At 52.5% G+C, this 22,014-nt stretch carries 19 protein-coding genes; 16 read left to right on the top strand and 3 right to left on the bottom strand.

All coding sequences use genetic code 11. The features are described 5' to 3' along the window. Positions 1-27: 27 nt before the first annotated feature. On the bottom strand, positions 28-516 hold the full coding sequence (locus MO867_RS10135) for a L,D-transpeptidase family protein (protein ID WP_252466303.1): 489 nt from the start codon (positions 514-516) through the stop codon (positions 28-30). Between the two features lie 236 nt (positions 517-752). On the opposite strand from MO867_RS10135, the gene bioD reads away from it, so the two are divergent. From bioD to MO867_RS10120, 3 genes are all read left to right on the top strand, one after another. Then, positions 753-1,439 carry a dethiobiotin synthase gene (gene bioD / locus MO867_RS10130; RefSeq protein WP_252466301.1) on the top strand — a complete coding sequence of 229 codons (687 nt, stop codon included), beginning with the start codon at positions 753-755 and terminating at the stop codon, positions 1,437-1,439. 107 nt (positions 1,440-1,546) lie between these two features. Next, on the top strand, positions 1,547-3,328 hold the full coding sequence (locus MO867_RS10125; protein WP_252466299.1) for an acyl-CoA dehydrogenase C-terminal domain-containing protein: 1,782 nt from the start codon (positions 1,547-1,549) through the stop codon (positions 3,326-3,328). 111 nt (positions 3,329-3,439) lie between these two features. Next, complete coding sequence (locus MO867_RS10120; protein WP_252466297.1) at positions 3,440-3,631, top strand: DUF3094 family protein; 192 nt, start codon at positions 3,440-3,442, stop codon at positions 3,629-3,631. Here MO867_RS10120 and MO867_RS10115 read toward each other — a convergent pair. Continuing rightward, positions 3,628-4,098, bottom strand: coding sequence for an EVE domain-containing protein (locus MO867_RS10115; RefSeq protein WP_252466296.1), 471 nt, complete (start codon positions 4,096-4,098; stop codon positions 3,628-3,630). The genes MO867_RS10120 and MO867_RS10115 overlap by 4 nt on opposite strands. Positions 4,099-4,219: 121 nt before the next feature. Here MO867_RS10115 and MO867_RS10110 point away from each other — a divergent pair, with 121 nt between their 5' ends. The 11 genes from MO867_RS10110 (at position 4,220) to MO867_RS10060 (ending at position 17,312) form a co-directional block, all read left to right on the top strand. Then, positions 4,220-5,308, top strand: a complete 1,089-nt coding sequence (locus MO867_RS10110; protein ID WP_252466294.1) for a sensor histidine kinase — start codon at positions 4,220-4,222, stop codon at positions 5,306-5,308. Positions 5,309-5,312: 4 nt separating this feature from the next. Then, positions 5,313-6,128, top strand: coding sequence for a LytR/AlgR family response regulator transcription factor (locus tag MO867_RS10105; protein WP_252466293.1), 816 nt, complete (start codon positions 5,313-5,315; stop codon positions 6,126-6,128). A 231-nt stretch (positions 6,129-6,359) separates the two neighbouring features. Further along, positions 6,360-9,455 carry an efflux RND transporter permease subunit gene (locus MO867_RS10100; protein WP_252466292.1) on the top strand — a complete coding sequence of 1,032 codons (3,096 nt, stop codon included), beginning with the start codon at positions 6,360-6,362 and terminating at the stop codon, positions 9,453-9,455. Then, on the top strand, positions 9,452-10,573 hold the full coding sequence (locus tag MO867_RS10095; protein WP_252466291.1) for an efflux RND transporter periplasmic adaptor subunit: 1,122 nt from the start codon (positions 9,452-9,454) through the stop codon (positions 10,571-10,573). The genes MO867_RS10100 and MO867_RS10095 overlap by 4 nt, the downstream gene beginning before the upstream one ends. A 260-nt stretch (positions 10,574-10,833) precedes the next feature. After that, positions 10,834-11,073 carry a hypothetical protein gene (locus tag MO867_RS10090; protein ID WP_252466290.1) on the top strand — a complete coding sequence of 80 codons (240 nt, stop codon included), beginning with the start codon at positions 10,834-10,836 and terminating at the stop codon, positions 11,071-11,073. Beyond that, positions 11,063-11,320, top strand: coding sequence for a TonB-dependent receptor plug domain-containing protein (locus MO867_RS10085; protein WP_252466289.1), 258 nt, complete (start codon positions 11,063-11,065; stop codon positions 11,318-11,320). The genes MO867_RS10090 and MO867_RS10085 overlap by 11 nt, the downstream gene beginning before the upstream one ends. A gap of 608 nt (positions 11,321-11,928) precedes the next feature. Then, positions 11,929-12,501, top strand: a complete 573-nt coding sequence (locus MO867_RS10080; protein WP_252466288.1) for a DUF6515 family protein — start codon at positions 11,929-11,931, stop codon at positions 12,499-12,501. 191 nt (positions 12,502-12,692) lie between these two features. Beyond that, entirely contained in the window at positions 12,693-14,855 is a 2,163-nt protein-coding gene (locus MO867_RS10075; RefSeq protein WP_252466287.1) for a mechanosensitive ion channel domain-containing protein, read from the top strand. A 150-nt stretch (positions 14,856-15,005) separates the two neighbouring features. Continuing rightward, on the top strand, positions 15,006-16,415 hold the full coding sequence (locus MO867_RS10070) for a rhomboid family intramembrane serine protease (RefSeq protein ID WP_252466286.1): 1,410 nt from the start codon (positions 15,006-15,008) through the stop codon (positions 16,413-16,415). Between the two features lie 27 nt (positions 16,416-16,442). Beyond that, positions 16,443-16,910: a cupin domain-containing protein gene (locus MO867_RS10065; protein ID WP_252466285.1), complete on the top strand. Its 468-nt coding sequence runs from the start codon at positions 16,443-16,445 to the stop codon at positions 16,908-16,910. 36 nt (positions 16,911-16,946) lie between these two features. Further along, entirely contained in the window at positions 16,947-17,312 is a 366-nt protein-coding gene (locus MO867_RS10060) for a thiol-disulfide oxidoreductase DCC family protein (RefSeq protein ID WP_252466283.1), read from the top strand. A 63-nt stretch (positions 17,313-17,375) separates the two neighbouring features. Here MO867_RS10060 and MO867_RS10055 read toward each other — a convergent pair whose 3' ends face one another. After that, the gene (locus MO867_RS10055) at positions 17,376-18,794 is read right to left on the bottom strand and encodes a hypothetical protein (RefSeq protein WP_252466281.1); all 1,419 of its coding nucleotides are present in this window, start codon (positions 18,792-18,794) and stop codon (positions 17,376-17,378) included. Positions 18,795-18,961: 167 nt separating this feature from the next. Here MO867_RS10055 and pepB point away from each other — a divergent pair, with 167 nt between their 5' ends. Continuing rightward, entirely contained in the window at positions 18,962-20,251 is a 1,290-nt protein-coding gene (gene pepB / locus MO867_RS10050; RefSeq protein WP_252466280.1) for an aminopeptidase PepB, read from the top strand. Positions 20,252-20,491: 240 nt separating this feature from the next. Further along, positions 20,492-21,646 carry a DUF3667 domain-containing protein gene (locus MO867_RS10045; protein ID WP_252466279.1) on the top strand — a complete coding sequence of 385 codons (1,155 nt, stop codon included), beginning with the start codon at positions 20,492-20,494 and terminating at the stop codon, positions 21,644-21,646. Positions 21,647-22,014: the final 368 nt, after the last annotated feature.

Below are 22,014 nucleotides of genomic sequence, written 5' to 3'. Positions count from 1 at the left end.
GTCGAACCGGACAGCAGATTGAAGAGGTCAGGGATAGATATCTATTGTTATCGGCGTCTTCACCAGTGCCCAGATCTCGTCCATTTCTCGATTGGAGGCCACGGCAATACAGCCATCGGTCCAGTTGGTGCGGCGCAGGTGCCGCTCCATTTGGGACCATTGGGGTTTGATACCGTGGATCATGATGTCGCCGCCCGGGCTCACCCCCATTTTTGCAGCTCGGGCGCGGTCCTGTTTATTGGGATAGGAGACGTGAATGGAGCGGTAAAAACGGCTGTTGGGGTTCTTCCAATCCAGGGTGTAGCGGCCCTCCGGCGTGCGCTCATCTCCCTGGCGAACTTTGTGTCCTCTGGGGTTATCTCCAAAAGATACGGTGTAGTTTTTCACTACTCGGCCATCGCGTATCAGCTGCATCAGCTTTGTCGACTTGTACACGATGACGTGGTCGACAGGATCAACTTTCGCTGAGGCGAGTATTGGCGCCAGCAGCAGCAGGGCAAGAGTTAGGTATCGCATGGTCTTTAAAGCTGTTCGGGTAGTTGTCGGTTATTTCGTAATCACTTAGCGTCCTTGCAGCGTTGTTCCCCTTGGTGGGGGAGTTATTGTGCGAGCGCAACCCCGTGCCTTTTTAATTGGTGTACGGCTTCTCTGTTTGAAATTTGCGCTACCCGATCAATTTATCACCATCTCTGTGGCGTGAAAAGTCACGCCATGAAAAAAACTTAAATTTCTTCAAGCGAGGGGCTGGGACCTTGGGAAAGACATATTTCATCGCCGGCACTGATACTGAGGTCGGAAAGACCTATGTGACTGCTGCACTACTATCGGCGGCAGCGGCGCTGGAACTGAAAACGGCCGCGATAAAACCGGTGGCGTCGGGATGCGAACGCACGGAGGATGGGCTGCGCAATGCGGATGCGCTGTTATTGCAGGAAGCGATGACCCAGGAGCTGCCCTACCAGCAGGTAAATCCCTTTGCACTGGAACCGGCGATTGCACCGCATATCGCCGCTGCGGAAGCTGGCAAACAGTTAAACGTCTCGCGCATGGCCGGGATCTGCCGGGGAGTGATGTCCGCCGGCGCCGACCTGGTGCTGATCGAAGGTGCTGGCGGTTGGCGCACGCCTTTGGGGCCCAGAAGTTTCCTCTCGCAGTTACCGCGAGAATTGAATGTACCGGTTGTTTTGGTAGTGGCAATGCAGCTCGGTTGTATTAATCACGCGCTGCTTACGGCCGAGGCGATTCGTCGCGATGGCTTGCCGCTGGCCGGATGGGTAGCCAACTTTGCCCGCGAAGGTATGTCCCGAGCGGACGAGAATCTACACACGCTCAAATCGCTTTTACCCGCCCCCCTGCTTGGCGCTCTCCCTTTCGATACGGCGGGGGACTATCGCAATGGGTCACACTGTCTGGATATCAAACCCCTCTTACCCCTCTGATTTTTTGCTTCGCGCTGGCCCCGCAGGGGCCCGAGACAGTTGACATTGGGCCCCTTCAAGCCTAGATTCAAACAAGCGTTTGAAACACTTGAATGAGGACCGGGAGCATGGCCGATTATAAGGCGCCACTGCGGGAGATGAATTTCCTGCTGCACGAAGTATTTGCTGCAGAAAAACTCTGGGCGGAATTACCTGGATTGGCGGGGGCGGTGGATCGCGAGACCGCAGATGCGATTCTTGAAGAAATGGCCAAGCTGGCCGCCAACACCCTGGACCCGATTAACCGCAGCGGTGACGAAGAGGGGTGCCACTGGAATGACGGTGCAGTGACTACGCCACAAGGCTTCAAAGAAGCCTACGCTACCTTCTGTGAAGGCGGTTGGGGCGGGCTGCTGGGCAATCCAGAATACGGCGGTATGGGTATGCCGAAGATGCTGGGCGCTCAGGTTGAGGAGATGATCAATGCTTCGAATATTTCCTTTGCGCTCTACCCGGTACTGACCAACGGAGCATGCCTGGCAATCGATGCTCACGCCAGCGAGGCGTTGAAGCAAAAATACCTGCCCAAAATGTATGAAGGTACCTGGGCCGGTGCCATGGATCTGACTGAGCCTCATGCCGGCACTGATCTGGGTATTATCCGTACCAAGGCGGAGCCCCGCGGAGACGGTAGCTGCAGCATCACCGGTAGCAAGATTTTCATTACCGGTGGTGACCAGGATCTTTCGGACAACGTTATCCATCTGGTACTGGCGAAGTTGCCGGATGCCCCCAAGGGACCGAGAGGAATCTCGCTGTTCCTAGTGCCCAAGTACTCTGTCAACGAAGACGGGAGTATCGGCGAGCACAACCATGTGAGCTGTGGGTCCATTGAGCATAAAATGGGCATCAAGGCTTCCGCTACTTGCGCGATGAATTTCGATGGCGCCCAAGGTTGGCTGGTAGGCGAGGAGAACAAGGGTCTCGCGGCCATGTTCACCATGATGAATTACGAACGTTTAGGGGTGGGTATTCAGGGGCTCGGCGCCTCCGATCGCTCCTACCAGAATGCCATTGAGTACGCCCGCGACCGTATCCAGAGCCGCTCTCCTGAAGGGGTCAAGCAACCGCAAAAAGCGGCTGACCCCATTATTGTGCACCCCGATGTACGCCGTATGCTGCTCACCCAAAAAGCATTGGTGAGCGGTGGTCGCGCCCTGTCCACTTATGTGGCCAAGTGGTTGGATACCTCCAAGTTTGGAGAGGGTGACGAGAAGAAAAAGGCTGAGGGCATGGTCGCCTTGTTGACGCCGGTAGTGAAAGCGTTTGTCACTGATATGGGACTTGACTGCACCATCCTTGGCCAGCAGGTCTTTGGTGGCCACGGGTATATCCGCGAGTGGGGGCAGGAACAGTTGGTGCGCGATGTGCGTATTACCCAGATCTATGAGGGCACCAACGGTATCCAGGCTCTGGATCTGGTCGGCCGCAAAACGGTCGCTAATGGTGGTACATTGTTCGAGCTGTTTGCCGCAGATGTACAGAGCTTTATCGATTCGCAAGTTGATCGCGAGGGGATGGTGGAGTTTCTCCAGCCGCTCGCTGCCGAGCTGCAGCGTCTGCGTGAATCCACAGAAAAAATGGTTGCCGCTTCCCAGGAAGATCCCAATGCACCGGGCGCGGCCTCGGTGGAGTACCTGCACTTGTTTGGCTATGTGAGCTACGCCTTTATGTGGGCGAAAATTGTCGCTGCAGCCTTGCCAAAAGTGGATGCGGACAGCTTCTATCTGGGCCAGGTGAAGACTGCGCGCTTTTACTTTGCACGCCTGCTGCCACGCACCCAGGCACTGGCCGGCAGCGTTAATGCTGGCAGTGCGACACTGATGGATCTTGAGCAAGAGCTGTTCTGATCAGAGTTGTATAAACCACAAAAAAAGCCCCGCTTTGCGGGGCTTTTTTTGTGGAGCTGAAGAGGGCTTTCTCCTACACTCAGGGCACAACAATAACGAGCGAAAGCGCCCATGTTAGAGCCCTCCGAGAAGAAACTCACCGACGAAGACCAGGCCAAGGTCGACAGATATCTGCAATCCGGTATCAACAGCGTGGAACGCAAGCCCTTCCGCCCCTGGGTACTGCTGTTCGGATTGATAGCGTTGCTGACCCTGCTGTCCCTATTGAGTCTGTATATTGCTCAGTCAAAAGGCGTGGTTTAACGCAGCGGGGCTTCCCCTAACCGTTGCAGCTTTTGCCACTCGTCTTTAGCGACGGGCTGAATCGACAAACGCCCCTGTTTTAACAGGATCATCCCTGCCAGCTGCGGATCGTGCTTGATCGCCGCGAGCGGAACTGGCCGTTGAAATTCGCTTTGCCAGCAAATATCCACACAGTACCAGCGCGGCTTATCGGCCGTGGCTTTGCCGTCGAAGTATTTACTGGCGGGATCGAACTGGGCGGGGTCGGGATAGGCCGCGTGAATTACCTTGGCAGTACCCACGACAGCCGGTACCTTGCAGGCGCTGTGATAAAACAGCACCCCATCTCCCACTGCGACTTGATCGCGCAGAAAGTTGCGCGCCTGATAATTGCGGATACCATCCCAGCGGCCGCTGCCAGTGGGTTCAGCGGCCAGGTCATGGAGGCTGTATTCATCGGGTTCAGATTTGAATAACCAATACGTCATGCGGCAGTTTGTCTCTATGCTGCGCCGGTTGGTGTTTCGCCGGCGTCCGGTGCCATTTAGTATGAACCTGCCGATTGTTGTCAAATCGGCACAGGTATTTTTACGTGGTTAGCAGGAGATTATGGGAAACAAAACATTTCAGTGGCTCTCACGCAGGTTGTCGAGCCATCGCTCGCAGTACTGGGCCTTGCAGCTCTGCGGTTGGGGCGGTTATACCCTATTAACCTTTGTGGGAAGCTTTTTCTGGGTGTATGACCACTGGATACACTCGGGTTATATCGCGGTTGCCACCTCAGCCGGGGTTGTCCTCAGTGAAGCCATGCGTTTCGGTTTTCACCGCCTCTGGAGCAAGCCGCCAGTTACCCGGTTTATCGGCTCCCTGCTGGCGGTGATATTGGCGGCTGGGGTTTGGGCTGCGATTAAATTTGGCGGGTCTCTGTGGCTCTACGGCAATGATGGTGATGAGCACCCGGCGGTCTTGGCCACCTATTGGTTCTCCTATTCATTTCTTATTCTCATGACTTGGGCGGCGCTTTACTACGGTATCAAGTATTATCGCGCCTCTCAGACTCAGCAGGAAAAGGCGTTGCGGGCCGAGTCAATGGCGCATCAAGCGCAATTGAAGATGTTGCGTTACCAGTTAAATCCCCATTTTCTGTTTAACACGCTGAATGCCATCTCTACCTTGATCCTCGATAATGACGGGCGCACAGCCAACAATATGGTGACCCGTCTGTCACAGTTTCTCCGCCATTCCCTCGATAATGATCCAATGCAGAAGGTCACCCTGGCGAAGGAAGTCGAGGCGCTGATGCTGTACTTGGACATTGAAAAAGTGCGCTTTGCCGATCGCTTGGGAGTGCGCTTGGATTTACAGGGCGAATCCTCCCGGGCCCTGGTGCCGAGCCTGTTGTTGCAGCCACTGGTTGAAAATGCGATTAAATACGGAATTGCCCAGCTGGAGTGGGGGGGGGAAATCGGTATTAAAGCGCGAGTCTTTGCCGGTGAGCTATTACTGGAAGTCATCGATAACGGTCCCGGTATGTCCGAAGAGGAACTTTGCTTGATTGGCAAAGGTTACGGTGTAGGAATTCGCAATACCTGCGAGCGCCTGAAAGCCTTGTATGGTAATGATCAGAGAGTACGTTTCCGCAACCGCCCGGAGGGCGGCCTGTCGGTGAATATTCGTATTCCCTACGAACAGGAATAACGAGATGAGTGCAGTAGAAACCCTAAGCGCAATAATTGTTGATGATGAACCACTGGCTCGCCGCGGTTTACGGTTGCGCCTGGAGCAGATGTCCGATGTTGAGATTGTTGCAGAAAGTAGCAATGGCCGCGATGCCTTGGAGAAAATCCTGGCGTTAAAGCCGGATGTGGCCTTTGTGGATATTCAAATGCCCGGCGTCAACGGCTTGCAGTTAGTGCAGTTGATACCTGTGGACGCACTGCCGCATGTGGTATTTGTGACCGCATATGATCAGTACGCAGTGGAGGCCTTTGAAATCAATGCGGTGGATTATGTGTTGAAGCCGATTGAAACGGAGCGCTTGGAGTTGTCGCTCACCCGGGTGAGAGAGAAAAGAGTCAGTGCAGATATCGCCAGCCAGCGAGAACAGTTACTTGAGGCGGTGGCCGATCTGACCAATGAATCCGCGGAAGCCCTGGAGAAAAAGCTGGTCAGTGGGAAGTTTGCCGGCAGTACTTACCCCGACACCATTGCGGTCAAAGACTCTGGCAAAATAACCTTGGTGCCCGCTCAGGAAATCGATTGGGTAGACGCTGCTGGCGATTATATGTGTGTGCATGCCCGCGGCGAAACACATGTTATGCGTATTACCATGAAAGAGCTGGAGCAGCAGTTGGACCCGAAACTTTTTCAGCGCATACACCGTTCTACCATCGTCAATTTAAGTCGTGTACGTGAAATTCGCGCCCATATCAATGGCGAATACAATTTGGTTCTGGATAACGGTGAGAGTCTGAAGATGAGCCGTAGTTATAAAAGTAAAGTCCAACACTTTCTCTAACCGGGAAATTCGGGTGGCAAGTCAAGCTGGTAGATACTTGATTTGCTCTGAAGAATTTTTTGGTACTTTCCTGCGCGGGATTCATCGGTTAATTATTTTGTTTTTCAGGTTATTCAAATCCTGCTTTTCATGGTCTGATCGAAATTTCCCGACAGTTAGTCGCAAGAGCCTTGTACGGAAATAATATTCCGCTAGCCTTCCATTCCAATTAAAACAAATAAGGCTGAAGGAATGGCACTGACACGCGCCGCTCTTAAAAATCCCGCCGCTGCGGGTGTCGCTGTGGTTATGGCTGTCCTGCTCGGTGCTTTCCTCGCCAGCCGCCTGCCGGTTCAACTTTTCCCCGATATCGACAATCCACGAATCACTATCCAGGCAGGATGGAGAGCGGCTGCGCCAAAAGAGGTGGAAGCAGAAATTGTCGAACCGATCGAGTCTGTATTACAGGGCCTCACCGGGCTGGAAATGATGCAGGTGAATGCCGGTCGTGGCGGCGCCTGGGCAAATCTGGAATTTGCCATGGGCACCGATATGGATAAGGTGTTGATCGACGTGATTAGCCGTATGAGCAGCTTGCCACCCCTGCCCCGGGATGCGGAGCCGCCGCGAGTGATGCTCGGTGGTTGGGGTGGCGATGCCACGGCACTCACTTATTTCTTTTTGCAAAAATTGCCCGGCAATGAAAAAAATCTGGATGACTACGCAGGCCTGATTGAAGATGTACTGCGCCCGGAACTGGAGTCTGTACCCGGGGTAGCCAGTGTCCAGGCCCAGTCAGGGCGGGCAGCACAGGAAGAGTTACAGGTGATTTTTGATCCCTGGAAAGCGGCTGAGCTGGGTATTCAGTTACCCGCAGTCAGTCGCCAGTTGGCTTCGGCGCGAGATGTCTCCGGTGGATTTACCGATGTGGGGCGCCGCCGTTATACCCTGCGCTTTGTCGGTGAATACGAACCGAAGGATCTGTCTGAGCTGGTACTCGAATGGCGCAACGGCGAGCCGGTGCGGCTGGGGGATATTGCTGAAGTAAAAGTGGGGCCTTCCGAGTCCCGAGGTGTTACCACGCAAAACGGTAACCCCGCCGTCTCCATTCGTATTAATCGCACTAACGATGCCAATATGCTCGCAACTCTGGAGCGGGTTAAACAAAAAGTAGCGACACTCAACGACACTAAATTAAAAACACAGCAACTCGTTTTAGTGCAGTCTTTTGATGCCTCCGTATTTGTTTATCGCGCCCTCAATTTGCTCGGTGGCAATATGATTTTGGGGATCGTATTGGCGGTTGGCGTACTCTGGTGGTTTATGCGGCGTATGCGTGCCACCTTGATTGTCGCTGCTGCAATTCCTATCTCATTGCTGTCGACATTTGTTGTGCTGTCCGCAACGGGCCGCAGTGTAAATGTGATCTCCCTGGCAGGCCTCGCATTTGCCACAGGGATGGTCCTGGATGCTGCCATTGTGGTGTTGGAGAACATAGTGCGCTTGCGGGAAAAGGGGCTGGGTGCCGAAGAGGCTTCGGAGCAAGGTGCCGGCCAGGTTTGGGGCGCCCTTCTGGCCAGTACCGCTACAACAGTAGCGATTTTCCTGCCGGTATTTTTCCTTAATAGTGTTGAGGGACAGGTATTCGGTGACCTGGCCCTGACCATTGCCGTCGCCGTGGTATTTTCCCTGCTGGTAGCCGTAGCGGTAGTTCCGCTGGCGGCGCGATTGTGGTTGCCGGAGGTATCCACTGAGGACCGCCTGTCCCGGGTTTGGGAGAAAATCACTGCACGGGTTATGGCGTTGACACGTACACGAGCGCGGCGTTGGCAGGTGATTGCCGGTCTTTTGTTGATGCCGATGGCTGCAACTTATGTGTTCTTACCCAACTTGGATTATTTGCCGCCGGTAAAAAGGGATGCTGTGGATGTGTGGATGAATTTCCCCGCCTCCACTAATACCAAGACCCTGGAAAAAGAGATCGTCAATGAGCTGGACCGGCGTATGGCGCCTTACATGAGTGGCGAACGCGAACCGGCGCTAAAGAATTACTACGTAATCACCTGGCCTAATGGCGGTACCATGGGCGTGCGGGTCAAGGATATGGATCAGGCCAAAGAAATGGAACGCGTGCTGCGCGAGGAAATTCTGGTAGATATTCCGGACTTCCAAGGCTTCGCCGCTCGCGGAAATTTATTTGGCCAATTTGGTGGCGATCGCAGTATCGCTCTACACCTGCAATCCCGCGATGCGGAGGGCTTGATGCGTGCGGCATCCCGCGGGGTGGATGTACTGGAAGAGGTCATGCCGGGCACACCGGTGCAGACCAATCCCGGCCTGTCTTTATCCGAACCGGAACTGACCGTGCGTCCTAATGACCGCGCGATGCTGGAGCAGGGCTGGAACCGTCAGGATATGGGCGGGTTGATCCGCACCCTCGGCAACGGCCTTTATGTCGGTGAGTATTTCGACGGTGAAAAGCGCCTGGATGTTATTTTCAAAGCGCGACCCTGGAGTACCCCGGAGCAATTGCAAAATACTCCGCTGGTAACGCCGCGCGGTGAAGTGGTGTCCCTCAGCCAGCTCGCCAGTGTCGAGCGTACCGTGGGGCCGGGCAATCTACGCCGGGTTGATGGCCGCCGTACCATTACGCTCAATATAGTGCCGCCGGAAGATGTGTCACTGGAAGAAGTGCGAACGCAATTGGAAGCCGATGTGTTGCCGAAAATACGTGAGGCACTACCGGCCGACGGCAGTATCCTGGTGGGGGGCAATGCCAGTGACCTGGACAAAGCCCTGATCTCCCTGTCACAGAACTTCCTACTGGCACTGCTGATTCTATTTTTATTGATGAGTGCGCTGTTTCGCTCCCTGCGGGATGCAGCCCTGGTGCTGCTTACCGTACCACTGGCTACGGTGGGCGGCGTGTTGGCATTGCAGATTCTGAATCTGATTGATTTCCAACCCCTTGATCTGCTCACCATGATTGGCTTTGTGATACTGCTCGGGCTCGTGGTGAATAATGCTATTTTGCTAGTGCATCAGACCCGCGCGGCAGAAATGACTGGGGCCACCCGGGTTGATGCCGTGGAGCAGGCTTTACGCCTGCGCTTAAGACCTATTTTTATGAGTACCCTGACCAGTGTTTTTGGCATGTTGCCGCTATTGGTTGCCCCCGGTGAGGGCAGTGTGATTTACCGCGGCCTGGCAGCCGTGATCGTTGGCGGTATGGCGGTCAGCACACTGTTTACCCTGGTTTTACTACCGGCACTACTGCAACTCGGCAGTGTGCCGCTGCCTAAATTTTCCGCTTTGCGTGGAGGGTTTACCCTGAGGAATTCGCAATGAAAAAATTACTTGCAGTTATTGTTGTGTCCCTGGCCAGCGGTGTGGCCTGGGCGCAGGGTAGCCCTACAGCGGTGACAGTGGATCGCGCAGAAATGCGGGAAATTGCCCCAAGCCAATGGTCCGCCGGTGAGGTGGTAAGTCGACGAGATATCCTGATTTCCTCAGAGCTCGACGGTGTGCTGGAGTTTGTTGCCGAGCCCGGTAGTTTCGTCAAGACAGGCGAGCGCCTGGCAGAACTCGACAGTACTCATTGGCGTTTACATCTGCGTAATAGTGACAGTCGTATCGCACAACTGCGTGCGCGGCTGACTTATAGGGATGCTCAGCTAAGCCGCCTGAGTAAGCTGGCAGAAACCAATAGCACCTCGCGGGCGGCACTGGAGGAGCAGCAGGCAGAGCGAGAGGCAATGGCTCAGGATTTACTTGCCGCACAGATTGAACGGGATCGCCGTTCCTATGAGTTATCCAAAACTACGATTGATGCACCCTTTGATACCTTGGTGGTCAGCCGCCAATTACAGGCGGGTGAGTATGTACGTACGGGCTCAGAATTATTGCGTGCACTGGATATGTCACAGATGGAGGTGGAAGCGGATATTCCGCTGACAGCCTTGCCGCTGATTCGGGTAGGAGATACCGTCGCTCTCCGCAGTGACTCGGTCTCACTGCCTGGAGAAGCTCGTTTAGACGATAAGCTATTTAGCGGTCGGGTGCGTCAGCTTGTACCCGTGGCCAGCGATCGCTCTCGCCGGCTGAAGTTGATGGTAACGTTGCCGCAAAGTGTACCGGAGCAGTGGGACTGGATTGTCGGAATGCCGGTACAGGTATCCGTACCCATTGCCCAGCCACAGGCCACAATGTCAGTCCCGCGGGATGCCCTGGTTTTGCGAAATGGTGACACCTATGTCTATCGCGTGGGAGAGGGTGATAAAGCGGAGCGATTATCGGTGCGTATTGGCAGTGGTGACGGCGAATGGATCTCGGTCAGCGGGGACCTTATCCGTGGTGATCGTGTGGTGGTGCGTGGCGCAGAGCGTCTGCAGCCGGGACAGGAAGTTAAAGTACTGTCGGAAGTAGTGCGCGATAGAGAGCCAGCACAGACGAGCAGCGGTAGCTAAGGGCTCGCACAAATCCCTTTGGTTACTCATCTATTCTCTCTCCCCAACTACCTCTTCAGGGGGGGGGCACTATTGAGCGCTCGCCCTGAAAGTCCCGCCTTGCCCCGCCGATAAAATGCCACCCTCGGGTTTATATTTTTAAGTGGTATGCGAGTGTAAATGATAACCATTTACATTGCCCGGTATGTCTTCCTCCAATAGCATAGGTGTTAATTATGGCGCCTGCGCTATTTACTGGTTCTTGAATGAGGTTTTAGCCGATGAAAAATAACAGTCCAATAAAGAAAAAAGTATTGCCGGTTTGGGTTGCTGCGGCTGTGCTCGTTCCGCTGGGGAGTTTTGCCGGGTCTGCTGAATCCATGGAAGAAGTCAGTGTATATGGTGAACAGGAGGAAACTAGCACAGCTTCCCGTCTGAGCCTGACGGTGTACGATACCCCGCAAGCTGTGACCGCTGTCTCCCAAGCGCAGATCCAGGATTTTGCCCTGCATGACGGTTGAAGCTGAAAATGTTGAGACAGATCGTACTTATTACACCGCTCGCGGCTTTGATATTGTGAACTTCCAATACGATGGTATCGGAGTTCCCTTTTCTTCCGACCTATCTCAAGGCCATCAGGACACTGCTATTTTTGAGCAGGTTGAAGTGGTTAAAGGTGCGGCAGCCCTAACGACAGGCCTCGCCAATCCCTCCGCAACCGTGAATTTTATTCGTAAGCGTAGAGCAGGAAAGTTATACGCTGCTTAGCGTCTTTGCCAAATATGATATTTCTGAGTCTCTATCGGTTGACCTCAATATTGACAACTTGAGCAACGAGAAATATTTCAACAGCCTCTATTGGAGCCAAGGCTATTACGGTGCACCGCGCCAAGCACAGTTGAGTGTAAACTGGCGCTACTAGGCCTCAATTCCGCTTCAACATAACCCTGTATTGGGTTTTCTACGCTACAAGCGATACAAACAGACAGCCAAAAGCCACTGCCCTCCTGCTATGCCCATGAATGGGGGGGCTTTTTTAATACCGATGCGGGGTAGAGTGCCGGCAGTATGGGCCAAAAGGCATCATTATTTTTCTGATGGATATAGCGGTAAGCTTCGCGAAGACTTTATTTCCTCGGAAGCATGGCCACAGACCTTTTTTGTAGCGATACAATTTTCCGTGCATTCCGGCTGAGTTCTCGGTGTGTCTGGGTGGCCTGAGTAGAGAGCGATGTTCCCCTGCAGGCCAGTACCCGCTCCCCGCCTAAGCCGTTAATGCAGGCCTGGAATTCTGTTCTGTTATTCAAGATAAACTTGGGCTTAACGTTCTCTCACAATACCCTTTGAAGGTGGCAGTTTACTAATGGTAGTAAGCAATGCGTCTCCTGTTTCCCTTGCTGTTGTTACTTTGTATTTCTACTTCTCTTGCCCAGGTGCGGCTAGACCGCTTGCCTGCGGGTACTCAGCCAGTTGAAGTGAATAACCAAACCTATTTCTATAAAGACGGCTATTTTTACCGAAAAGGACCTGATGCCTATACTCGCGTGGAGCCGCCACTGGGGGCGCGGGTGTCCAGGGTGCCTATAGGTACTGCTTTTTCCCTTGGTCGTCGGCGATACATTCTCGCGGGCAATGGCACTTTTTTTCTGCTAGATCACAAAGACGGTAAATATGTAGTGGTTACGCCGCCGGCCAATTGGCAGCACATCAACCGCAATCCCTTGGCACCAAAGAAAAAAATTTATCCGCGTGCCTATCCCCCGGGATATTCATTCAACCGCCCAGGCACTAAAAAACTGAACCGACGGGATCGCGAGCTTTATTGTGAGGCGCGGGCGGCAAATTTATTGCGGAGAACAACAAGGCCGGGAAAAGTTTCCGAAAGCGCTCTGCGTCAATATCGCAAGGCCTATCGCAGGTGCCTACGTCGAAGACAAAGTGGGCGATAGGCTAGGGTTGGTGCCGGCACATAGTATTGCTAGCCGACAGCCGACAGCCGACAGCCGACAGCCGACAGCCGACAGCCGACAGCCGATAAATGCCCTGGGGTGCTCAATGGCCTCGGCTACACTGAACAATATGGCCCGGTAGGCGCCTTCGGCATTTTTGCCGGATTTTTCTTCACGGATAGATGTTCTTTATGGTGGGTGTCAGCTTTTTAATCCCCCTTCGCATTGCCCGCAGAGAACCTTATCTTCTTCGTTTACTCCTTTTAGTCCTGCTGATATCTGCGGCAGCCTGCCTGTCTGTGTCAGCCTCAGCTCAATTGCCGGGTACCAAGCCAAAAGAATTTCAGCCGGTGGTGCCGGATTTTGCCGATCTTTCCGCTGACTGGTGGACCGGTTGGACCAAAGCCACGCCGGGGCAGCGGCGGGAATGGTTGGCGGCAGTTCAAAAGAGTTGGCAGACCTGGGAAAAAGAGTTGCCCGAAGATGAGGCATTACAGGAAGGTGCCAAGAAGATTACTCAGAGCTTGGATGGTATTGAAATTACCTGGAACAAGCGTGAGGAATATCTGAAAGTATCCCTGATGCCAGATGTAGAGTTCCCGCAAAACCCCACTGTATTAGAGTGGGCCAAGGCTGACGCTGCCATCAGCCGTGGGCGGCGGCGCTTAAAGGGCGTTGAGCTGGAGGCGCGCCAGCTCAAATCAACCCAGTCCCAGTCGTTGTCGCTATTGCGTAAACAAGTGATTGTGTTGCGAGATTCCAGCGGTAGGGAGGAGGATGAAGCTGCCCAGGCACTCCTGCTGGCACAGATCAATCATTTGAATATTATTGAGCAGCTCAGCACCGTCAACAGTTTCCTGGGAACCTGGCGGGATAAAATTGAGGAAGCCGAAATTAAATTGCGCCTGATGCTGGATACGTTGGTGTCCTCCAGTGTAGACGCTCAGAAAATTGAAAAGGAGATAGTCGCCAGAAATAAGAAGATTGAGCGAATTTCGGCGACACGTACCAGTATACAAAGTACCACCGAGCCCTCCACCGATCCCATCATCAATATGCAAAAAGACCTCACCCTGATGCAACTTGAGGTTGATCTTCTGGAAGAACAGCTGGATAAGCGGAAAAGTGAATTACTGCAATCGATCAATGATGTATTGAACGAAGAAGCAGAAGAGCGCCCGCTGATTATCAGCCGCGATCTATTGGAAAATGCCAACACGGTGATTGAGGGTACGTCACGGGAATTAACTGTGCGCCAGCGTCAGGTTGTTGCCTGGCGCGAAGATGAAGAAGATGAGGATCTGAGCCGCTGGTGGGCTTACTTCGAACGAATTGGCAGCGGTCTCGCCCGAGCCAATGACCTGGAGCAGGATATCCAGCGCTATGAAAAAGCGCAGCTCGAGGTGTACCGGGAGCGCCAGGGATGGTGGGCGACGGTCCGTGAAAGGATCTCACTCAGCGCCCGACAGGCTTACAATCGCTGGCGCAAACTGGCGGACTATCAGCTGTTTACTATTGCCCAGAACCCGATAACACCGCGACTGATTGCCAAGATCATTGTGGTGCTGGTGGGTGCCAGATTGCTGTCGGGGCTGACCCTGGCCTTCCTGCGTCGCTTGGTGCGCAGGCAGCACGCCAGTGAATCTTCCATGTATAACCTGGGGCGGGTACTGCACTACTCGTTTATTGCCGTCGCACTGATCGTTGTTTTCAGTATGCTGGGCCTAGACACCTCAAAGCTGGCACTGGTGGCAGGGGCCCTGTCGGTGGGTATAGGTTTTGGCTTGCAGGCGATCTTCTCCAACTTTATTTCCGGTTTGATACTGTTGTTTGAGCGGCCGCTGAAAGTGGGCGATCTGGTGGAACTGGAGTCGGGAGTTTTTGGGCGAATCCGTGATATCAATGTCCGCTCTACCCGTATTACCACCCGGGACAATGTGGATATCCTGGTGCCAAATACGGAGTTTGTGGCGGGAAGGGTGATTAACCACACGCTAGATGACCCTGTGCGCCGGATTCATGTGTCTTTCGGTGTCTCCTATGCGTCAGACCCGGATTTGGTACGGGAAGCCGCCCTGGAGGCTGCCGCTCGGGTGAATATCACTCACACAGACTGGAAGCGAAAAACAGAGGTTTGGTTGATGGGGTTTGGAGAAAATGCCCTCGACTTCAAATTGGTGGTGTGGGTAAACAGTAATATGGTCACCTCGCTGGGTGACTCTTACGCGCTGTATAACCTTGAGTTGCTGCGCGAGTTTCGCGAGAAAGGTATCGAAGTCCCATTCCCGCAGCGGGACCTGCACCTGCGCAGTTGGGATGTTCCGGCGATGATCGCCAGACCCACACGAAAATAGCGGTGCTGCCACCTTAATATCGCGCTTGAGTTTTATTCAACATGCGTAGTACTTTTCAACTTGTCGGCTGTTTTGTTGGCGAAACTCTATCCACTGGTGTTGCTGCGTTGTCTCCCAGGGCGCTGACCAAATCACAATAAGGAAACGCCCGTGCTAATCATCCCCATTCAGAACAAGCCCGACTGGCGCAGGCCACCATTGATGTGTTTTGTGTTGATCGCCATCAATGTGCTGATGTTTATTTTTTATCAGGGCGGCGATGAAGCCCGTTGGCAAGCAGCGGAAGATTATTATTTCGAGAGTGATTTGCCGGATTTTGAAGAGCAGCGCTTTCTGATGTACGTCAATGAAGTACATCCGGAATGGCGTGCACAGATGGATGTGGAAGGAGAGGAGTTCTTTTATCGCGAGTCACTGGGAAATCCCGAATTCCACCACTGGTTGTTGTCCAAGCTCGATGCGGAAGGTGAAACTGAGTGGCTGCGGCAGAGGCGGGAGTTTGCCCAGCTGAGGGATCGGGTCAGCAGTATCGCACTGGGACTGACTCCAGCAGCTCCGAGTATTACTGGAGCGTTTGGCCACATGTTTTTACATGGTAGCTGGGACCACTTGATCGGAAATATGGTGTTCTTGTTGTTGTTTGGTCTTTCAGTTGAGTTGGCGCTGGGCGGACTTTGGTTTACCGGGCTTTATCTGGTGGGAGGCTTGGCCGCTGCCGGGCTGCATATACTGGTGGAGTCCGGCAGTCAGGTGCCGATGGTCGGTGCCTCAGGTGCCGTATCGGCGATCATGGGTATGTTTGTGGCGATCTACGGGGTGCGACGCCTGCGCTTCTTCTACACCATCGGATTTATGTTTGGGGAATTCACGGCACCGGCGTTACTGGTACTACCACTGTGGCTGGGTAAGGAGATCTTCGGATACTTATACGGTGATACCAGTATTGCCTACTGGGCTCATACCGGCGGGTTACTCGCGGGCTTCGCCCTGACTTTATTGGCGCTCTATTGGCGGCCGGCGGTGCAGCCAATGCCACATACAGAAGAGGCCCCATCTCCGCAAAAAATGGCGATGACACGGGTTGATCGCTTTGTCGAAGAGGGGAAAATCCTGGAGGCCACCGAAGCCGCAGCCTCTGCAGTACGGCAGTACCCGCAGGCACTGGCATTGATCGAACGCTATATCGAACTGACAGCGGCGGCACCGGAAAGCGAGGGCTACCACCGGGCCAATCTCGCCCTGTTCGCCCAGGCCGCGAACCCGGCACTCAGTGGTTATACCCTCACGATAGCTTATCGCCGCTATTTGGCGGCGACCGAGAAACCTAGAGCGCTGACGGCAAAGGCCAATTTACTGATGGCCAGGCGCGCAGCCGAGGAAAAGGATTGGCCCTGGTTGGAGGAGCTTTTGCGCCGCCTGAGGCAGCAGCGCGTGAACCATCCCTTGATACCCAAATTGAGTATGGCCCTGGTTAATTACTATCGCCGCTTGGGAGAGGAGGGCCGCGCCCGGGAAATGAAAGAGTTGGCTGAGGAGATGGCGGCTTTCGGGCAAGCCTAATAAAAATTATCGGGAAAGGGAGAGAGCGTGAGCCAGTATATTTTAACCAAAGCCGAAATCCTGGATATGGAGGGGGAGCACAAGGTGCACTTCCTCAACCCCAATGCGATCCGTCGCAATAAGTCCCTCGGGGATCTTACCGGTATCTCCGGCTTGGGATTTCATCTAATTGAGATTGAGCCGGGTCGCGAGTCGACAGAATTTCACTGCCATCACTTTGAAGATGAGTGTGTCTATATTCTGGAGGGGCTTGCCGAGGTGCGTATTGGCGACGATATTCACTCGGTTTCCAATGGCGATTTTATCGGCTATCCGGCCGGTGGACCGCCCCATGTGATGCGCAATGTGGGGGAGCAAACCCTCCACTGTATTGTTGTCGGTCAACGGCTGCCCCACGATGTTGCCGACTACCCGGATAAAAACCAGCGAATTTATCGCAACGCAGGCCTTCCCTGGGAACTGGTCAACCGAGCGGATATCGAACACCCGAAGTAACGTTTCACACCTCAACGAAAGGACATACCGCCTGCTATGCCGCCCAAAATTCGCGTGCTCTACAACTCTGCCTGCCCGGTTTGCAATGCGGGTATTACCGCACAGAAAAAGAAATCCACTGCCTGCCAAATAGAATGGGAGGATATTCATCTGGATGAGGAAAAGGCGCGACAGTTAAATGCCGAACTGGAATTTGTACGGGAGCGACTTCACGTTGTGGATACCGATGGAACTGTACGCGTAGGTTACGAAGCTTTTATAGCGATTTGGGAAAATTCGCCCAGAGAACAATGGAAGGCAAAAGTATCAAAGCTGCCGGGCATGAGGTGGTGTCTGAATAGGCTTTACAACGTATTTGCCAAAGGATTGTATCTGTGGAATAAGGCTTTAAAGCACTGGTAGCGGGCGAAGTCTGAGGTCAATTGATGGGGATAACCGCCACGGTAGACGATTATCCCTTGCGCCTCAATGTGCCCGAACTGTGTCGTTAAGCACCTTCCATAAGGTATCTATTTGGGGGCGCAGAGTACTGTCTGGGAATTTTTGTCTGACAAACTGCAGTAGCTTCACGGCTAGGTCTTCCCGATTGAGTCCATCCATATACACCTGTGCTAATAGCAAATAGGCGGCATCCAGCTGTGGGTAAGGTTCTTTGTGCAGGTTGTTTAACAGCTGGGCGGCCAGCGGGTATTTATGCTGCTGGTATAACACTTGGGCCAGAGCGTGGCGTACCTCGGGTTTTCGCAGCGGAGGCGCGGGCTCTGTGGCTAAGTAGAGTTCCGCAGCCTTGTGAGGCCGATTGATCTGCACAAATTTTTCCAAAATATGCGGGCCCAATTCCTGCAGGGCTTTTTGATCTTGGGTTGCCAGCAGCAGGCGGTAGTAACGCTCGTTAAGGACTTCGTCATTGGGAAAACGGCGCAAACCCTCCACGAGTGCCTGACGTGCGGCTTTGAAGTCCCCCTCGCGCATATATATCTGGGCTTCTGCCTGGGCGCGAGCTCTCAGAAACTCATTTTCTTCCAGGTAGTTCTCATCATCGTCAAGCTCCGCCACGATCCCCAGCTTTTGCTGTCGGGACAGGCAGATATACCCCATGATAGCGCTGGTGACGATATAAAAATAACTGGTACTGGCTGCAATAAAAGGCGGTACCAACCAGCCGGGGAGTTTGTCCGCAACAATTACTATCAGATAGTTTGGAGCGGCTGAGATAACACTGGTGGTGAGCCATAGTAACCAATAGGGCCAGCCAATGATCAGGGTAAAATGCAATAACTTGATGGGATTTATCGCGGATCTCAGGCTGTGTTCTACCGCCAGAACGATCATTGCTGCAGGCGCCAAAAGAGAAAGAGTAATGGCATATAACTGCAGCACATTTTCGCTTCCGGTAATTTGCACCAGCTTGTAGCCGATAAATCCAGCGAATAACGTCATCCCAATAATTTTTAGTAAAAGTACTGCGCCATTGCCATCCAGCGCATCGGTGAGTGCAGGAGCTTCCAGTTGGCCCCCAGCCAATTTTTCGATAACTAACAGGTTGTAACGGGATACCACAGCAACAATGGCTACCAGGGCCACAATACTGAGAAGGCCCAGCGAGGTGACCGCCAAACTGCCGACAGCTGCCAGAGCCATTACAGTTAACGGACCAGGTTTTAAAGCATAAATAAAATAAAACAGCCCCATTTGCCAAAAGGGCTTAGCGCTGTTACTGGTGCCAATATATTCAAGATGTACCCGACAAAGAGGGCAGTCGGGGCCCTGTCCGTGGTAGTTGGCCCTGGCGCCAGGAATACATTCGCTACAGTAGTGGCGGCGACAAGGTTGGCACTGCCAGGATGCATCGGTACTGGTGTGGTAGTGGCAGGAATCAGCCATTTATTCTTCTCTACTGAATTTCATTACTCGAAGGTATATTTCTGTCCTGGTTCACAGTTTATCTGTCGACTAGGTGGCGGTGCAATCGTCAAGTATTTTTGATGTGCTGTTAGAATGCGGGAGATTTGCCGATAAAATTGGTACACAAGTTTCAATAAAGGTGTTGTATGACAAAAGCTATGCAGGTTCATTTGGTTGAGGGCCCCGCCCAGCAGCCCTGGGGAGAGTCGGCACTACTGAGTTTTGACGGTAGCATTGCAAATATTCATATCAGTGCGGCAAAAGGCGCGGCTCTGGTGGCGGCGCAAAGAGGCGCGCGTAAGCTCGATGGCATGGGAATTACTGAAGTTGTCCTCAGTGGTGAACATTGGGACCTGGAGAGTCGCTGGGCTTTTTGGGCAGGGTATTTCAATCCTCGCAAGTCTAATAAAATTGACTGGGCAACAGAGGATACGGCCGAGTTAAAAGAGTTATCTGCGCGCGAGAATGCCGGCCGCTGGGTACGCGAAATTACCAATGGCACTCCAGAAGAAGTCTCTCCACGTGTGTTGGCGGAGAGCGCTGCAGAAATGTTACAGAAGCTTGCGCCGACTGCAGTGAGCTACCGCATAGTAGCGGGTGATGATCTGTTGCGTGAGGGTTTTGTAGGTATCCACAATGTCGGGCGTGGCAGCGTGCGTGAGCCAGTGATGCTGCAGCTGGATTTTAACCCCGGTGGCGATGAACAGGCGACGGTTGATATGTGCCTGGTGGGTAAGGGAATCACCTTTGATTCCGGTGGCTACAGCATTAAGCCTTCCAATAATATGGCGACGATGAAGTCGGATATGGGTGGTGCTGCGATGGTTACCGGGGGCCTGGCCTTAGCAATTGCCAGGGGTTTAAACAAACGAATTAAGCTTTATCTCTGTTGTGCGGAAAACCTAATTTCGGGGCACGCATTTAAGCTAGGCGATATTATCGAGTACAAAAACGGTGTCACAGTGGAAATACTGAATACCGATGCCGAGGGACGCTTGGTACTGGCGGATGGCTTGATCGCTGCCTCGGAAGAGAAGCCACGTTGGATATTGGATGCCGCTACCTTGACCGGAGCGGCAAAGATGGCGGTGGGCCGTGACTTCAACTCTGTATTCAGCTTTGAAGATGACACCGCACAGAGAGTGTTGTCCGCAGCTGGTGAGGAAAATGAAAAGGCCTGGAGACTGCCTCTGGAACATTTCCACTTGGAGCAGACTCCGTCCAATTTTGCCGATATCGCCAATGTGGGTATTGAAGGTAGCCCGGGAGCTTCCACGGCCGCTTCTTTCCTTGCACGCTTTGTGCGGGATAAAGGTCGTAACTGGGTGCATATGGATTTATCCGGTTCCTATCAGCCCAGTGGCAATGACCAGTGGGCCCCCGGAGCTAAGGGTCACGGTGTGCGCACTATTGCGCGTTTCCTTCTGGATAACTAATTCTCGGCAATGACCGCCAAATACCTTATGAAACGTGCCTAGTGATAGGTGTGTTTTTTTATCTCTTCCCAATACTTGCAGGTCACCAATAAATTTGCATTCAATTTGGAAACCGGGGTATTAGTAGGGTTCTGCTATTTGAGGTATTTCTATTCTCGCTCGTTATCTGATACTTGAGCTAGAGAGTCTTTCTCGGGTAAATCAGAAAATAAAATTTTCATTGTCGAAGGGTAAGAGGTAATGAGCACTGCGGCATCAGCAGATCATTCAGATCAGAAAATAAGCCATTGCGCCAACTGTCATAGCGAGATTTTGGGTCCGCATTGCTACGCCTGTGGCCAACCAGTCAAAGGAATGGTACGTCATTTCTCTTCAGTGATTGGAGACTTCTTTGACACTCTGCTGGCCTTTGATTCTCGCACATGGAAGACGGTGCCTTCACTATTCCTTCGGCCTGGATTTTTAACCGCTGAGTATTTTTCTGGTCGTCGGGTACGTTATGTAAGTCCTGTACGTTTGTTTATCTTTTTGTGTATTACCAGTTTTTTTGTCACCCAGTTAAATAGTGATTGGGCTATTAACTTTGGTAACAATGAAGCCGTAGCAGTGGATGTTGAATCGGCTGGAAAAGGCTATGACGATGCCGTCGAAAAGATCCGAAAGGTCAAAGAGGAGCATACTGGTAATAGTGTCCTGGCTGCCACTCTGGAAGAAATTGAACATGATCTTGTTAACGAACAGGTTGATTTTAAAAAGGACTTAAACGCGCTCAATGATAACTTGAGAGGGATCAACGGAGAACCCAATGACTCGGATAACATCACTAAAGAGGAAATAACCTCCGGATTGAATGATACCATTACAGAATTAGACGAGGAGTTTTTACAATTTAAATGGCTTCCACACTCTGTGGAGGACTGGCTTAACAAGAAAGTAGATAACGCTCATAAAAATGTAGAGAGAGTGATGGAGGACCCCAATCGATTTAAGAAAGCATTTTTGGGCGCGCTTCCTTCAACTCTGATAATAATGCTGCCGATATTTGCCATGATGCTCTGGGTGCTCTATATCTTCAAGCACCGGCTTTATATGGAACACTTAATCGTAGCGCTGCACAGCCATGCCTTTATTTGTTTAAGTATTCTGATAGCTAATCTCTTTTACAGTGTGAGCGAACAGCTGGGTGGTTATGCTGCTGTTTCTTCAATTTTTGACGGCCTTTTGGTGTTGTTAGTTCTCTGGGTACCTATATACCTATTCTGGATGCAAAAGCGTGTATATCAGCAGGGCTGGTTCCGAACCCTGTGTAAATACTCTTTTCTTGGGCTGGCCTATTTGAGTTTGCTGACTGTTGGAGCTGCTTTGACGGTCTTCTGGAGTCTGGCTGAATTGTAGTGGTAGCTGCGAATAGTAAGCACACAGGATAATGCTGCTGGAAGTTAAGGTGTTAGAGTTCTGGTAACCGTTGCCCCCTCTATTTGGGGGGGGCAAATAACGATAGTTTCATCGTAGTTATGAGAATTTTCACTGTCGTAGTCAGATGCAATGAATATTGAATTGAGTTCTTAAATCCCAAAAGGGTTATTTATAGAAAAGAGTAGATGTTGCACTTATCAGGGTTTGACTTTGTTGGGATAGCGACAATGCCCGGTGCTGATCTAGTCGCATTTATAGCTTGGTTAAATTATAAGCTTCTGTTTATATCTTTCCTGCATTCAACTTTGAAGTGCATCAGTTAATCCCCTGGAAAAGAACGGTCAGCT

The sequence above is a fragment of the Microbulbifer okhotskensis genome (assembly GCF_023895975.1).
GTDB lineage: Bacteria > Pseudomonadota > Gammaproteobacteria > Pseudomonadales > Cellvibrionaceae > Microbulbifer > Microbulbifer okhotskensis.
Note: the sequence above shows the minus strand (reverse complement) of the source record. Positions and strands in the feature narration are given on the sequence as shown.

Excerpts from the sequence above, each read along its gene's own strand:
- MO867_RS10135 (WP_252466303.1), bottom strand. The coding sequence starts at position 516 with ATGCGATACCTAACTCTTGCCCTGCTGCTGCTGGCGCCAATACTCGCC.
- MO867_RS10125 (WP_252466299.1), top strand. The coding sequence starts at position 1,547 with ATGGCCGATTATAAGGCGCCACTGCGGGAGATGAATTTCCTGCTGCAC.
- MO867_RS10120 (WP_252466297.1), top strand. The coding sequence starts at position 3,440 with ATGTTAGAGCCCTCCGAGAAGAAACTCACCGACGAAGACCAGGCCAAG.
- MO867_RS10115 (WP_252466296.1), bottom strand. The coding sequence starts at position 4,098 with ATGACGTATTGGTTATTCAAATCTGAACCCGATGAATACAGCCTCCAT.
- MO867_RS10110 (WP_252466294.1), top strand. The coding sequence starts at position 4,220 with ATGGGAAACAAAACATTTCAGTGGCTCTCACGCAGGTTGTCGAGCCAT.
- MO867_RS10105 (WP_252466293.1), top strand. The coding sequence starts at position 5,313 with ATGAGTGCAGTAGAAACCCTAAGCGCAATAATTGTTGATGATGAACCA.
- MO867_RS10100 (WP_252466292.1), top strand. The coding sequence starts at position 6,360 with ATGGCACTGACACGCGCCGCTCTTAAAAATCCCGCCGCTGCGGGTGTC.
- MO867_RS10095 (WP_252466291.1), top strand. The coding sequence starts at position 9,452 with ATGAAAAAATTACTTGCAGTTATTGTTGTGTCCCTGGCCAGCGGTGTG.
- MO867_RS10090 (WP_252466290.1), top strand. The coding sequence starts at position 10,834 with ATGAAAAATAACAGTCCAATAAAGAAAAAAGTATTGCCGGTTTGGGTT.
- MO867_RS10085 (WP_252466289.1), top strand. The coding sequence starts at position 11,063 with ATGACGGTTGAAGCTGAAAATGTTGAGACAGATCGTACTTATTACACC.
- MO867_RS10080 (WP_252466288.1), top strand. The coding sequence starts at position 11,929 with ATGCGTCTCCTGTTTCCCTTGCTGTTGTTACTTTGTATTTCTACTTCT.
- MO867_RS10075 (WP_252466287.1), top strand. The coding sequence starts at position 12,693 with ATGGTGGGTGTCAGCTTTTTAATCCCCCTTCGCATTGCCCGCAGAGAA.
- MO867_RS10060 (WP_252466283.1), top strand. The coding sequence starts at position 16,947 with ATGCCGCCCAAAATTCGCGTGCTCTACAACTCTGCCTGCCCGGTTTGC.
- MO867_RS10055 (WP_252466281.1), bottom strand. The coding sequence starts at position 18,794 with ATGGCTGATTCCTGCCACTACCACACCAGTACCGATGCATCCTGGCAG.
- pepB (WP_252466280.1), top strand. The coding sequence starts at position 18,962 with ATGACAAAAGCTATGCAGGTTCATTTGGTTGAGGGCCCCGCCCAGCAG.
- MO867_RS10045 (WP_252466279.1), top strand. The coding sequence starts at position 20,492 with ATGAGCACTGCGGCATCAGCAGATCATTCAGATCAGAAAATAAGCCAT.